Below are 14,259 nucleotides of genomic sequence, written 5' to 3'. Positions count from 1 at the left end.
CATGAGCAACCAATTTTTATCCACGGACCATAAGGTCGAGGTCTTCTACGACGGCGAGTGCCCATTGTGCCTGCGTGAAATCAAGCTGCTGAAATGGCTCGATCGCAAGAACCGCATCCAGTTCACCGACATCGCCGCTAAAGATTTCAGCGCCGCAGACTACGGAAAAACCCCCGACCAGTTCATGGATGAAATCCACGGTCGCCTTCCTGACGGCCAATGGATCATTGGCGTCGAAGTCTTCCGCCAGCTCTACGCCGCCGTCGGCCTCGGGCTGCTCGTCTGGCCAACCCGCCTCCCCGGCATCTCGAGTGCCCTCAATTTCGGCTACCAAGCCTTCGCCAAGAACCGCCTCCGGTTAACCGGTCGCTGCACCACCGAAACCTGCGAAGTGAACTAACTTTTCGCATCGCGTCGAATTGGTTTTCCGCGGACGTGTAGTAGGCGTTGCCAAACGTTCCGGTCGCCGCCATTTGGGCGAGCGCGTGCTTCGCTGACATCCGATGACCGTTCGGCTTTACGCGTCAATCAAAGCGTGGGAGCAATCCTTGTCGTGGTTACATTGGCTTGATTGGAAAATCAATGGAATTGAACCGGCATCCTGTTACGTCAGCTTGGACTTCGAGCCTGGCGAGTTCGATTTTGAAGTCCAGATCCAGAAACCGGTTGACCCAGTAAAGCCGCGGAAATCATCTTTGAAACTGGCGGCTTTGGAGGTCACCGTCGAATCATCGGCAAGTGCTTGCGTTTCTTTACGTCCGGAACGAATCAGCCAACCGGTGTAGGTCACAAACGCCAGCAGCATGCACACCGTTTCACCTCGTCCGATCGAACCGTCCCAGGCCGCGAGCCATACAAAGACCGAAACTCCGATCATGATCGGCACGTCCAAACGAATCAGTTGCGACGAGACCGACAGGGGAGCGATCACCGCCGAGATGCCCAGAATCAGCAGCACGTTCAAGATGTTGCTGCCGACTACGTTCCCGAGCGCGATTGCGGAGTCACCCTTGAGACCGGAGATTGTAGAAACCGCCAGTTCAGGGGCACTGGTTCCGAACGCGACCACGGTTAAGCCGACGACCAAAGGCGATATCCTTGCGACCTCTGCCAGCGTTACAGCTCCCCTCACCAAAAACTCAGCGCCTATGACCAGCACGACCAAGCCAAGCACAAGGAAAAGATAGACCATGGAGCGTTAGCGTTAACTTCAGTAAAAGCGGTGAACAGTTTCAATTGAGTGCATTGTAGAGTGCGTTTGAATCTGGGATAGTCAGGCAGCCAAAATAGACGAGTCCGCTATCGTCGAGAATCGTAAACACTAGGACACACCCCCACCGCCTGATTGAAGCAAATAGCGATGCCGCCCGGAGCCGAAAAAAAGGCCAGCGAATCGGCATGCGTAGCTTCTGTCAAAGACGGCAGTTGCATCCTCGTATTATTGGCTCTTTAATGATGACGCAAGAGACAGTCGAGATTCGCGTCGCCACGGAGAAGGACCGAGATGCGATCCTTGCGGTACACATGAACGCCTTTGGCAAGGACGAAGGTCCGGTGATCGTCAAGCTGGTCGATGAGATGCTCGATGACGCTTCCGGCGAGCCGGTGCTATCGCTCGTCGCTGAGACTGATGCCGGATTGGTTGGCCACCTTCTATTTACATCCGTGAGAGTTGAACCGGAGTTGTTAGCGGAGCGGCGCGAGCCGCCCGGTATGTCACCGGAGGGCTCGCGCCCTGCCGCTAAGAAAGTCAGTGCAAGGATTCTCGCACCGCTGGCCGTTGTTCAAGATCGACAATGCCAGGGAATTGGCGGACGTTTGATTCAAGCGGGGTTGAGCCAGTTGGCCGACTCTAGCGTGAACCTCGTCTTCGTCCTCGGCTATCCCGATTACTATTCACGATTCGGGTTCAAGCCAGCCGGTGTTCAGGGTTTGCAAGCAACCTACCCGATCCCACCTCAAAACGCAGATGCGTGGATGGTGGCGGAACTGACGCCCGGAACGATTGAAAACTGCGAGGGAACCGTCCGATGCTCAGGAGCCTTAGACCATCCGAAGTACTGGATCGAGTGAAGCCCGCGTCAAACTTTTTTCTGCAAGCCTTGACTAACTGACATAAAGCTGTAAGATACAGCTAACAGGCTCGTGTAGTTGCTGCTATGCCTTTTAGCGGAAGGGCGTGAGCCCAATACCGCTAAATCGAGATGTGTTTTCGTTAGCGGAGCGGCGCAAGCAGGCTGGTTTTTTAAGGAATTGGCGAGGCCTCGACACCGGACGGCTCGCGCCGTTCCGCTAAGAACGCGAGCCTGATGAACAAACGTGCAATCTCAACTCCCATCAACTGAGTGATATGGCTCCATCTGAAACACGCAGCGTTCGACTTCCACGCCTCGCCTTCGTCGTACGGATACTCTTCGCAATCTTTCTGTTCGGCACCGGGATCATGACGATGGGGTTCGCCACGCGCGGCTATCCTGTGGGTCAGACACCGGATGAAGTTGGTCAATTCATGATTGCGCTCGCGAAGACGGGCTACCTGATTTTCTGGGTGGGATTGTTCAAGACGGTCGCTGGTGGGCTGATGTTCTTTCCTCGGACCGCGCCGTTCGCGATCCTGATGGCGTTGCCCTATGCGTTCAATATCCTGCTGTACGTGATCTTCTTTGCCCATCAATACCTCGTCGTCGGGATTCCCGATTTCGCAGCCTGTGCTCTGCTGATTTACTGCTATTTCGATTGGTATCGCCCAATCTTTGCCGGGCCTACGCCCGTCTCGACTCCGGATTCGCATGGAGGCGAAAATGCACTTTGACTCTGAGTCTTCGCCAGGATTCGCAATCGGCCGCGTCGCTTACCTGATTCGTGCGGGAATGGCCGCGGTGCTGAAGAGTGCCGGTTGGCCGTTCTCGCCGGAGGAAACCCAAACGTTGATAACTCTGTCAGACGCTGGTGAACCGCTTAGCATGAACGAGTTGGCGTCGTTGATGATTCGTGATCCGACGACCGTGAAACGCCAGTTGGATCGACTCGTCGAGCAGAAGTTTGTTGAGCGGAGCGTATCGAGCGAAGACGCTCGCATCGTGATGGTTGGATTGACTCGTCGCGGCGAGCAGAAACTTCAAACCGTCCTCCCACTGTTAGACGACTTGCGAAAAACGACCATAACGGGCATCTCGAAGTCAGAACTGGAAGCGACGCAAAACGTTCTGCGGAAGATGCAGAGGAACCTAACCAAGGAACTAACCAAATAACTTGTAGCGGTAGGGCGCAAGCCCTCCAGTATCGTAGCACCGGACGGCTTGCGCCGTTCCGCTAAAACTTTCTCGAAGGAGTAGTCTCATGAAAAAACTTTTAACTACGCTTTGCCTCTTGGTACTCGGTGCGAGTTCAATCCAAGCCCAGGGAGCGAATGACGCAACGCAGCGGCTAAGAAACCAAAACGCACAATTCACCGAGCAGATCGTCAAGGTTGCTGACCATGTCTACGTCGCGGTTGGCTACAGCGTATCGAACGTCTCGATGATCATTGGCGATGACGGTGTCGTCATCGTTGACACAGGAATGATGGGTGAGGCAGCTAATAGAATTGCAAAGGAATTTCGCGCAATCACCGACAAGCCGGTCAAGGCCATTATCTACACGCACTCGCACAGGGACCACACTGGCGGAGCGCCGGCGTTTCTCGGCGACGAACGGCCACAGATTTGGGCACACATCAACTTTGGCAGTGAAGCCCGACCATGGAAGGCTGGTGGTCTGACGTACCAGAACGTGCGAGGTGCAAGGCAAGCCGGATTCACGCTGCCGCCTGAGCAGAGAATCAACAACGGCGTCGCGCCGGTTCGCTATCCGAAACGGGGCGGTGAAGTTTTCTCGTCCCGCGCGGGAACGAATCCGACCCATTTTCTTGAAAACGACCGACAGACGATCAACATTGCGGGCTTGGAACTTGAACTCGTTGCAGCGCCCGGTGAAACGAACGATGGACTCTTCGTTTGGGATCCGGCAGGCAGAGTTCTGTTCGCCGGCGACAACTTCTACCGATCGTTTCCAAACCTGTATGCCATTCGTGGGACTCCGAATCGCAGCGTTCGTCTGTGGGCCGAGAGTCTCGGAAAGCTTGCCGCCTATGACGCGGAGGCGCTCGTTGGCGGACACACGAATCCGATCAAAGGCGCGGCCGAAGTCAAGCAAGTGCTGACCGACTACCACTCCGCCGTTCAGTTCATTCACGACAAGACGGTCGAAGGAATGAACAAGGGACTCATGCCCGATGAACTCGTCGAGTACGTGCAACTTCCCGAAGACCTCGCCAGCAAGGATTACTTGCAACCGTTCTACGGACATCCGGAGTGGGGAGTGCGCAGCGTCTTCAACGGCTACCTCGGCTGGTTCGACGGCAATCCTTCCAATTTGTTCCGTCTCTCACCGAAGGCTGAAGCTCTGCGTGTTGCGAAGCTGGCCGGAGGAACCGACAAGCTATTGCAATCCGCCCGCGATGCGCTGGCCGCAGACGACAATCAATGGGCAGCACAGCTCGCCGATCACCTGCTTGCCATCAACGCCGACGACAAAGACGCGAAACAAGTCAAAGCGAACGCATTGACCAAGCTCGCCAGCGACATGGTCAACGCAACCGCGCGCAATTATTACCTCACCGTCGCCCGCGAGCTAAGGGAGTGATGTTAGCGGCAGCAAACATCCACTGTTTTAACCCGATTTAGAGGAGATCAAGATATGAAAGTAACTTCAGGGATATTTATCCCACTGGTAGTTGCGGTGCTGGCAGCCGGAGTTGCGAACGGACAAACGCAGGTCGAACCGAAGATCGCATTGAAGATGCTCAATGCGCAACAGCAACAATTCGAGCAGGGGATCGTCAAAGTCGCCGACAACGTCTTCACGGCCGTTGGATTTCACGGAGCCAACACGTCGATGATCGTCGGCACCGACGGTGTGATTATCGTTGACACGCTCATGGGACCGACCAGTGCTGCGAATGCGTTTGAAGCTTTTCGGAAGTACAGCGACAAACCGGTCAAGGCGATCATCTACACCCACAGCCACGGCGACCACATCGGTGGAGCCAGTGCCTTTGTGGGCGGTGAGCGACCAGACATCTACGCCACAGAAAGTTTCGGATCCGCTGAAGGCGTCAACAAGGCGGTGGATCCAGTCAAGATGAAACGCAATGTGCGTCAGTTCGGACGGAAACTGTCGCCGTCAGAAAGCACCAACCGCGGCGTTGCGCCGGCGAATACCTACGATCGCGATCGCGGCAAAGGGCACCTTCCCCCTACCGTGACGGTTCCGCGCAGCGGTCTGAAAACGACGATCGTGGGTGTCGACATCGAGTTTCATATCGGCCCGGGGGAAACCGACGATGCCATGTTCATCTGGCTCCCCAAGCAGAAGGTGTTGCTGGCGGGCGACAACTTCTACAGTTCGTTCCCCAACCTGTATGCGATTCGGGGCACGGCGTATCGCGATGTGCTGAGCTGGTCAGAAAGCGTTGCGAAGATGGCAGAGTTTAGGCCACACGTTTTGGTTCCAGGGCATACGATGCCCATCCGGGGAGAAGCGTCCGCCACCGCCGCGTTGAAAGATTACAGCGAAGCGATTCGCAGCGTGTATGACCAAACGGTTCGCGGCATCAACGCTGGCAAGAGTCCCGACCAGCTCGCGCATGAAGTCAAACTTCCCGATCATCTGAAAGAGAAACCGTACTTGATCCAGTTCTATGGCGCGGTGCCGCATGCGGTAAGAGCAATCTATGCCGGCTTGTTGGGCTGGTACGACGGCAATCCGACGACGTTGAATCCCCTCGAGCCAAAACTCAAGGCGCAAAAAATGGCCGACTTGGCCGGCGGCACAGAGAAACTCACCGAGCAAATGGAATCCGCTCTGGCGAAGCAAGACTACCAGTGGGCGTTGGAGCTCGCAGACCACGTGAAATGGTTGGATGATGGCGACTTGAAACTGGCCCGCAAGGTGAAGATTACGGCTCTGCGACGTTTGGCGGCACGCGAGTTCAATGCTCCGAATCGCAACTACTACCTCAGCTACGCCAATGAGCTTGAATCAGGTCAGTTGAGTGAAGTGTGGTTCTAGAGTTTGACCGTAGCGGAACGCGCGAAGCGTTGCGGTAGTAACACGTATCGGTGGCATCCTGCCGCCTTTTGATCAAGCATTTCACTCAGCGGTGGCTGGAAGCCCCCGATACTATTGAACGCCTATGAACGAAGAGAAAATACCCTTTCGTGGTTTCGATGAGCGAGGCGAAGTCCGCGTGTACTATCACGGAGTTCTTCCCCATTGGCGTCAAGAGAATTGCACCTACTTTGTGACATACCGACTTGCTGACGCGCTCCCAGTCGGTGTCATTCGCGAGTTTGAATACGAACGTGACCAGTGGTTGCTTCATCGAGGAATCGACCCGAAGCCGCTAAGCGCGGAGGGATTCGACTGGAAGAACACCGTTGGGCAATTGCCGAAGAACGATCAGCGTCTTTATGAACGGACCATGGCGACGAAGCTCAACAAGTATCTCGACGCGGGACACGGAAGCTGCGTGTTAAAGCGTCCTGATCTCGCAGAAATCGTCGCGAACTCGCTGACGCATTTTCACGGTGATCGCGTGCTAACCGGTAATTTCGTCGTGATGCCGAATCATGTTCATGTGCTAATGCGACCGATCAATGGCTTCGAGTTGGAAGACATCTTGCAGGCTGTGAAGAGTTTCACTGCGAACGCGATCAATCGAAAGTTGGGGGTGGAGGGACCATTTTGGATGCGAGAGAGTTATGACCACATCGTGCGAGACCCCGAACAATTGGAAGCGTTCCAGAACTACATTCGCGCAAATCCGGAGAAGGCGAAGTTGACGTCGCACGAATACATATTGCAAGACGCCACTTACCGTCTCGAATAGTATCGGTGGCATCCTGCCGCCGCGAGTGCTGGCCGGTGGCATCCTGCCGCCGTCCCCTGTATCGGTGGCAGGATGCCACCGATACGTGTTGCTACCTAATTATTGGAGAGTTGCCTTGGTGAAAAACAGTCGAGCCAGATTCTTTGAGTTCCTAAAGCGATGGGGTAGTCGACTATTGTTCGTTCCGCCGTTGCTGGTGGGCGTGGTGGTCGCTGTATGGATCGTAGGAAATCGCCCACAGCCGGAGCTTGAGGTCGCCGACGAAGCATCGCGGATGCTGCGTGTCATCGAGGTTCCCGTTGTCGATGTGCTGCCGAAATTGGTTGGTTACGGAACGGCCACACCCGGACAAACGTGGCAGGCCGTCGCGCAGGTCGATGGTCGAATTGTCGAGGTTCATCCGGAACTTGAATCGGGTTCGTTCGTTAGCAAAGACCAAGTGCTACTGAAGATCGATCCGACGGAATACCAGTATGCAGTCGCTCAATTGGAGGCGGAGATCGGGCAGGCAAAGGCCCTCATCGAGGAACTAACGCGGACCGAAGAAAACCTGCAGGCGTCCTTAAAGATTGAGCGAGATGCGCTAAATGTGACTCAGCGAGAGATGAAACGCATTGAACAACTTGTTGCACGAAACGCCACGGCGCAATCCGAAGTCGACGCTCAACAGCGATCCGTCTTGACGCAGCAGCAGCGACTTCAGGAGCAAAGGAGCGCGTTGAACCTTCTGCCGGCTCGAAAGCAAAGCCAGCAAGCCAATCTCGAACTCAAACAGGCCCAATTGGCTCAGGCGCAATTGGACCTGAAGCACACGGAAATTCGTGCGCCGTTCGATTGCCGGTTGGGCACGGTTACGCTGGATGTCGACCAGTACGTCGCAGCGGGACAGTCGCTGTTTGAAGCTTACAGCAATGACCTCGTCGAAGTGGAAGCCCAAGCACCGATGCGCGAAGTGCGGCGGCTGATTCACAATCCGAACGGCGCGGCTGCGTTTGAGGAAATCTCGATGCAGCGGGTGCGCGATATCTTCAACGTGCAAGCGATCGTCGAGATGGCTTCGGGGGATTTACCGGCTCGTTGGTCGGCGAGATTCATGCGAGTGCGCGAGTCGCTCGATCCACAAACTCGTAGTTTAAGCTTGGTCGTGGGCGTCGACGATCCCTATCAGCAAGTGGTTCCCGGCGCGCGTCCGCCATTGCTGCAAGGCACGTACTGCCGCGTGACGTTGATCGGGCAACCTCGGCGTGACCAGGTGATCGTTCCGCGACATGCGCTTCACGTCGGACACGTTTATGTGCTCGACGGCGAGCAGCGTCTGCGACGGCAGGCAGTGGAGGTCGTGTTCCAGCAGGATGAATTCGCCGTCATTGGTAGCGGGCTTGTCGGCGGAGAAACGCTGGTTGTCTCCGATCCCACGCCGGCCATCGAAGGCATGCTAGTCGAACCGCTCAAGGATAACCCACTGCGTGAGCGACTGATTGCTGACGCCCGTGGCGTAGATGCTGGTTCGTCGCCGCCATCGCAATCGCTAGAAAAGCAGCCCGCGGAAGTTGGGGGCCAGCGATGATTGATCGATTCGCGCGGCATCCGACACTGGCCAACCTGTTGATGCTGCTATTTATCGTTGCAGGCCTGTTTGCACTGCCGAAGCTGGAACGGGAAACGTTTCCGGAGTTTTCAGCGACGGAAATCCAAATCCGCATCCTCTATCTCGGTGCGACGGCCGAGGAAGTCGAAGAGACTGTCTGCAGGCGAGTCGAAGACGCAGTCGACGGTGTGGAAAACGTCAAAGAAGTACGCTCCGAGGCGCAGGAGGGCGTTGCAGTGATCACCGTCGAAATGCGTGACGGCGCCGATATCTCTTTGTTCCAGGACGACATCGAGTCGGAGGTCGAAGCGATCACCGAGTTTCCCGACAATGTCGAAGATCCCGTGATCACGCAGATCGGACGAACCGAAGCCGTCATGGTTTTGCTCGTCTCCGGCCCGTTGCCGACGGGAGATCTGAAGATCTACTGCGAGGACTTGAAGGATCGTCTGCAACAGGTGCCTCAAGTCTCGCTGGTCGAACTGGAAGGGTTTTCCGACCGTCAGCTTCGCGTTGAACTGTCTGATGAAGCGCTGCGGCGTTACGGACTGACTGCCGCCGATGTCGCCCGTATCATTGCACGGCAGGGGATCGATCTGCCAGCCGGCTCGCTGGAAACGCGCGAGAACGAAGTGCTGCTGCGCTTCGTCGAACAACGTCGCACACCGGAGGAGCTGGAGGATCTGATCATCAAGGGCACCAGGGGTGGAGCAGAGATTCGTCTGCGCGATCTCGGCCAGGTTGTCGACGTGTTCGAGGATGAAGAGGTCAAGAGCCTGCTGGGAAATGAACGGGCTGGGGTGCTGCGGATTAAAAAGACGAAAGCGCAGGACGCCATCCGAGTGACCACCGCGGTGCACGAGTTTCTTGAGCTCGAGCGTCAGCGTCAGCCGCTCTTGAGCCTGGTTGTGGTCAACGACATGTCGACCTTGATCCGCGATCGATTGCAATTGGTCCTCAAGAATGCCGTGCAAGGTGTCATCTTGGTGTTCTGTACATTGTGGCTGTTCTTTAACCTGCGAATGTCGTTCTGGGTTGTCATGAGCTTGCCGGTGTCCTTCCTCGGCGCGCTGTTTCTGATGCCGATGCTAGGTTTGACGATCAACATGATCACCTTGGTGGCTATGCTGTTGGCAACAGGCATTCTGATGGACGATGGGATCGTTATCTCGGAGAACATCGCCCGTCATCTGAGCCTCGGCAAGTCGGCCATGCAAGCTGCGATTGACGGCGTTAAGGAAGTCTCGGGCGGCGTGGTTTCCTCGTTCCTGACGACGATCTGTGTCCTGGGGCCCTTGGCGTCACTGTCAGGATTCATCGGCAAGGTGCTGGAAGTCATTCCGATGGTTTTGATCCTGGTGCTGGCCGTTAGCCTGATTGAAGCGTTCATCATCCTGCCGGCTCACCTTGGTCACTCGCTCGCACACACGGGCCTGGATCGTCCCGGCCGACTCCGCGGCGGAATCGATCGCGTTCTCGACTGGCTGCGCGAATCGGTCACCGGCACGTGCGTCGATGCCGCAATCCGCTGGCGTTACCTGTTTCTGGGCAGCCTTGCCGCCCTGTTTGTGGTTTCGCTGGCACTGGTTGTCAGCGGTATTGTCCCATTTCAAGGCTTTCCCACTACAGAAGGCGAGATCGTTGAAGCACGAATCCTGCTGCCGCAGGGCACACCGGTGGACCGCACCGAACAGATTGTGCAGCGAATTTCGGCCGGTCTGGAAGAAGTCAATCGACGCTTTACGCCCGACCAGCCAGAGGGCAGGGAATTGGTCGAAACCGTGCAGGTCCAGTTTGGAACCAACGCGGATGCGTTTGAGTCCGGTTCGCATGTGGCGACCGTGACGGCGGACCTGTTAAGTCCCGAGAATCGTGCAACTCGGATCGATGCCGTCGTTCAGGCATGGCGGGAGGCGGTCGGACGACTCCCTGACGTGATTAGCGTGACGTACGGCGAAGCGAGCTTTGGTCCTGCCGGACGTCCGATTGAAATTCGATTTCAGAGTGACGATATCAGCGCTGCCAAGCAGGCAGCACAGCAGGCGCTCACGTTTTTCGATCAGTACAAGGGCGTGTACAACCTGACGGATGACCTGCGGCCTGGAAAACAAGAATACCGCATTCGCCTCGATGAGGGCGCGGTCGGGCTTGGTCTGGACGCGACGACGATCGCCGATCAGGTGCGCGCCGCGTTCCAGGGCACCATCGCGGACGAGATTCAAGTTGGTTCCGAAGCATACGAAATCGTCGCTCGTTTGAAATCGGCGGATCGCGACTCTCTGGCGGACTTCAGTGATTTCCACGTTGTTTTGGCTGGTGGCAGTCGTGTGCCGCTTTCAGCCGTTGCCAAAGTTGAAGTCGCCACGGGATGGTCGCGAATTGCCCGCCTCGACGGTCGACGCACGGTGACCTTGATCGGCGAAGTCGACACGCGCGTCGCGAATACGGCTAGTCTGATGGGCCTGTTTCGACGAGAGGCCGTCGGGGAAATTCAAAAACAACATCCGAACGTTGACATTCAGATCGAAGGTGAGTCTCAGGAATCCGCCGAAACCGGAAACTCGATGATGCAGGCATTCGTGTTGGGGCTGATCGGCGTGTTCGTCATCCTCAGCTACCAGTTTGAGAGTTGGACCGAGCCGCTGATTGTCATGGCGGCCATTCCGTTGGCTTTGATCGGCGTCATTTGGGGTCACCTGATCACGGGCAACTCGCTTTCGATTCCCAGTGTCCTTGGATTCGTCTCCTTGGCCGGCGTGGTCGTGAACGATTCGATTCTGTTGGTGCTGTTTTTGAAGCAGGAGCGTACCACTGGAACCAACGTTGTGGACTCCGCGCGTCGCGCCAGTCGGCTGCGTTTCCGGGCCATCCTGCTCACCTCGGCTACCACCATCGCCGGCTTAACACCGTTGCTATTTGAAACCAGCCGCCAGGCTCAGGTCCTCATTCCCCTCGCCGTCAGCGTTTGCTTCGGTCTGCTCAGCTCGACCGTGCTCGTGCTAGTCGCGATCCCCGCCGCCTACGTCGTCCTTGCCGATTTCGGGTTGATAGCCAAGACAAAACAGAGAACAGAGAATCAAATGTAGAACATATGTCCCAAATGTTCATCCGTGTGGGCCGGCTTCGCCGGCGAAACAATTGGGACAATTGTTCTACACTGGCCGGCTTCGCCGCCTGGAAAGTGCGAAAGCCGAACTAAGATTGCGACCTAAACTCCCTGACCTGTATTCTGAGCTTCATGATGCCTGTTGATCTTGAACCAACGACTGATCTCGACCCAAACAATCCAACTCAAGCGTTGGCCGAGACCAACGTCCTTGCGAATCCGATGGACCAATCGCGTATCCGAGTCGATTCGCAAAGTCGTTCCGGCGATCGGGTGGCCGACCTCTTCGATGAATCCACGCGGCTGCTGCTGCGCGAACGCCTGATGATCGCGATGGTGATCATCGCCACGATGATGCTTGTCGCGCAAGTCATGAATTTCATTATGGGAACGGTGTCCGTCGCGTCGCTAACATCTCGAATGACTGCTGCTGCAGCCCTGTTTGGCTCCGCGACGTTACTTTGGCGGCGACCGGGCATCACGCTCTCGCATCTCCGAAGGATCGAGATCGTTGTTATTGTCGTTCCGCTGGTCGAAGTGATGATGATGCAGTATTTGGAAACGACCCGATTGATTGAAATCGGTAAACCATACCGTTTTCCCGCTCTGGTGGCGGGCAGCGGGAGTGTCGTCGGATTGTTCATCGCAACGTACGCCATGTTCATTCCCTCGAACTGGCGTCGCACCGCTATCGTGGGATTCACGTATGCAATCGTTGCCACGGCCATGAGCGCCGTTCAACTTGCGACCACCAACGGTCTTGAGGGGATAGAACCACCTCGCTTTACCACGACATTTGTTTTGTTTGCAACCGCCGTCATTGCGACTTTTGCCGCACACTTTGTTCGTTCGATCCGCCATGACGTGGAGTCCGCACGCCAATACGGCCAGTATCATCTGACCACCGAGATCGGACGCGGCGGAATGGGGGTTGTCTACCGATCCGATTGGAATCGGCAGCCAACTAAGCCTGATTCTAGCAATTGGGGCCGAGTTCGGGTGTTCGCTGTTGATCATTGTCGGGTTTGCGACGCGGCTCTCAGCGATTCCACTGGCTTTCACGATGATCGTCGCCTTGTTCATCGTTCACGGCGGCGATCCGTGGCAAAAGAAGGAGCTTGCTGCCTGCTATCTCGCGGTTTATGCAACACTCATGCTAACAGGAGCAGGACGATTCTCGGTGGATCAGTGCGTGTGGGGCAAGAAAACCGAGGCAACCGCCAACTCGTCAGAAAAGGAAAACGAATCATGACATTCAACACCCTGCTCGTCGAGAAAACTGGCGAAGCCAGAGTTTCCGCTGCCGTGCAGAGGGTGACGGAAGGCCGTTTGCCGACCGGTAACGTCACTGCTCGCCGCCACCACAGCGATGGCTTAGTAGGACAGCACCACTTAAGTATCGGTGGCATCCTGCCGCCGGAATCAGGACCGTTAAACAACATGTCGGCGGCAGGATGCCACCGTTACGAGCTAAGTGGCGCTGTTCTATTAGGACGCAGGTGCAGCGTTTCGCTTGCTTTGAAAAGATGGTCATTCACGACTTTCGGAGACATTTTCCAAACAACTCATCAACCTCAGCGGAGGCAGATTGCATGTTCAAAGGCGTCTTAATCGTGAAAGACTACGCGGGCTTCCGCGTTTCAGTGACAGACATCGACGAGGGGCAATTGCCCCAGGGGGATGTGACCGTGCGAGTGAGCCATTCGACGCTCAACTACAAGGACGCATTGGCCATCACGAACAAGGGGCCGGTGGTGCGCAAGTTTCCGATGGTGCCCGGCGTTGACCTGGTCGGCGCAGTGGAGCACTCGACACATCCCGATTACAAAGCAGGCGACCCCGTGATTCTCAATGGATGGGGAGTCGGAGAATCGCATTGGGGCGGACTTGCCCAGAAGGCACGCCTGAATGGAAACTGGCTGGTCCCTCTGCCGGAGCAGTTCACACCGCAGCAGGCGATGGCTATTGGAACCGCAGGCTACACCGCGATGCTCTGCGTACTGGCGCTGGAGCGGCACGGCCTCACACCCGCCGACGGAGAAATTCTGGTGACCGGCGCGGCAGGCGGTGTGGGCAGCGTAGCGACGGCCGTCCTGACCCGGCTTGGTTTCACCGTCGTCGCCGTGAGCGGCAGAGCATCGGAAGCCGACTATCTTAAGAGTTTGGGTGCGGTGGAGGTCCTGGATCGTGCCGTATTTGAGAAGCACGGCAAGCCCTTGGGCAAAGAACGCTGGGCTGGTGCGGTGGATGTTGTCGGCAGCCGCACACTGGCGAATGTCTGCGCGTCGATTAAATACCGAGGGGTCGTCACAGCCTGCGGATTGGCGGGTGGCATGGATTTCCCGGCCACCGTCGCGCCATTCATATTGCGAGGCGTTACTCTGGCAGGCATTGACAGCGTGATGTGTCCCCGACCTGAACGACTCGAAGCATGGCGTCGCCTGGGCAAGGATCTCGATGCGTCGAAGCTCGCCACGATCAGCAGGGAGGTAGGCTTGGCAGAGGTGCTACCACTCTCATCGAAACTACTCGGCGGCCAAGTAAGAGGACGAATAGTCGTCGATGTGAACCGTTGACTTGCAAGGCAGCAAATCGGAATAGAGGAGAAGCCGAACAATCGCATGGAGAGCAACG

The 14,259-nt window shown here is 56.5% G+C and carries 12 protein-coding genes; 11 read left to right on the top strand and 1 reads right to left on the bottom strand.

Annotation, left to right across the window (positions count from 1 at the left end):
* Position 1: 1 nt before the first annotated feature.
* On the top strand, positions 2-400 hold the full coding sequence (locus tag Poly41_RS11425; protein WP_146526299.1) for a thiol-disulfide oxidoreductase DCC family protein: 399 nt from the start codon (positions 2-4) through the stop codon (positions 398-400).
* Between the two features lie 204 nt (positions 401-604).
* On the opposite strand, the gene Poly41_RS11420 is transcribed toward Poly41_RS11425, so the two are convergent.
* Positions 605-1,192 carry a sodium:calcium antiporter gene (locus tag Poly41_RS11420; protein WP_146526298.1) on the bottom strand — a complete coding sequence of 196 codons (588 nt, stop codon included), beginning with the start codon at positions 1,190-1,192 and terminating at the stop codon, positions 605-607.
* Positions 1,193-1,452: 260 nt separating this feature from the next.
* On the opposite strand from Poly41_RS11420, the gene Poly41_RS34005 reads away from it, so the two are divergent.
* The 10 genes from Poly41_RS34005 to acuI all read left to right on the top strand — a co-directional run bounded on the left by Poly41_RS34005 (position 1,453) and on the right by acuI (position 14,201).
* A complete protein-coding gene (locus Poly41_RS34005) occupies positions 1,453-2,073 on the top strand; it encodes a GNAT family N-acetyltransferase (RefSeq protein WP_197231227.1) in 621 nt (206 codons plus the stop codon).
* Positions 2,074-2,350: 277 nt separating this feature from the next.
* Complete coding sequence (locus Poly41_RS11410; protein ID WP_146526297.1) at positions 2,351-2,812, top strand: hypothetical protein; 462 nt, start codon at positions 2,351-2,353, stop codon at positions 2,810-2,812.
* The gene (locus Poly41_RS11405) at positions 2,802-3,251 is read left to right on the top strand and encodes a MarR family winged helix-turn-helix transcriptional regulator (RefSeq protein ID WP_146526296.1); all 450 of its coding nucleotides are present in this window, start codon (positions 2,802-2,804) and stop codon (positions 3,249-3,251) included. Before Poly41_RS11410 ends, Poly41_RS11405 begins: the two co-directional genes overlap by 11 nt.
* An 88-nt stretch (positions 3,252-3,339) precedes the next feature.
* Complete coding sequence (locus Poly41_RS11400) at positions 3,340-4,683, top strand: alkyl/aryl-sulfatase (protein ID WP_146526295.1); 1,344 nt, start codon at positions 3,340-3,342, stop codon at positions 4,681-4,683.
* Positions 4,684-4,737: 54 nt separating this feature from the next.
* Complete coding sequence (locus Poly41_RS11395; protein ID WP_146526294.1) at positions 4,738-6,111, top strand: alkyl/aryl-sulfatase; 1,374 nt, start codon at positions 4,738-4,740, stop codon at positions 6,109-6,111.
* Between the two features lie 124 nt (positions 6,112-6,235).
* On the top strand, positions 6,236-6,931 hold the full coding sequence (locus tag Poly41_RS11390) for a transposase (RefSeq protein WP_146526293.1): 696 nt from the start codon (positions 6,236-6,238) through the stop codon (positions 6,929-6,931).
* A 118-nt stretch (positions 6,932-7,049) separates the two neighbouring features.
* Positions 7,050-8,498, top strand: coding sequence for an efflux RND transporter periplasmic adaptor subunit (locus Poly41_RS11385; protein WP_231615596.1), 1,449 nt, complete (start codon positions 7,050-7,052; stop codon positions 8,496-8,498).
* Positions 8,495-11,605, top strand: a complete 3,111-nt coding sequence (locus Poly41_RS11380; RefSeq protein ID WP_146526292.1) for an efflux RND transporter permease subunit — start codon at positions 8,495-8,497, stop codon at positions 11,603-11,605. The genes Poly41_RS11385 and Poly41_RS11380 overlap by 4 nt, the downstream gene beginning before the upstream one ends.
* Positions 11,606-11,757: 152 nt before the next feature.
* A complete protein-coding gene (locus Poly41_RS35930) occupies positions 11,758-13,236 on the top strand; it encodes a hypothetical protein (protein WP_456237820.1) in 1,479 nt (492 codons plus the stop codon).
* Complete coding sequence (acuI, locus tag Poly41_RS11360; RefSeq protein ID WP_146526288.1) at positions 13,218-14,201, top strand: acrylyl-CoA reductase (NADPH); 984 nt, start codon at positions 13,218-13,220, stop codon at positions 14,199-14,201. Before Poly41_RS35930 ends, acuI begins: the two co-directional genes overlap by 19 nt.
* The last annotated feature ends 58 nt before the right edge of the window (positions 14,202-14,259 follow it).

Source organism: Novipirellula artificiosorum, from assembly GCF_007860135.1.
Lineage (GTDB): Bacteria > Planctomycetota > Planctomycetia > Pirellulales > Pirellulaceae > Novipirellula_A > Novipirellula_A artificiosorum.
Note: the sequence above shows the minus strand (reverse complement) of the source record. Positions and strands in the feature narration are given on the sequence as shown.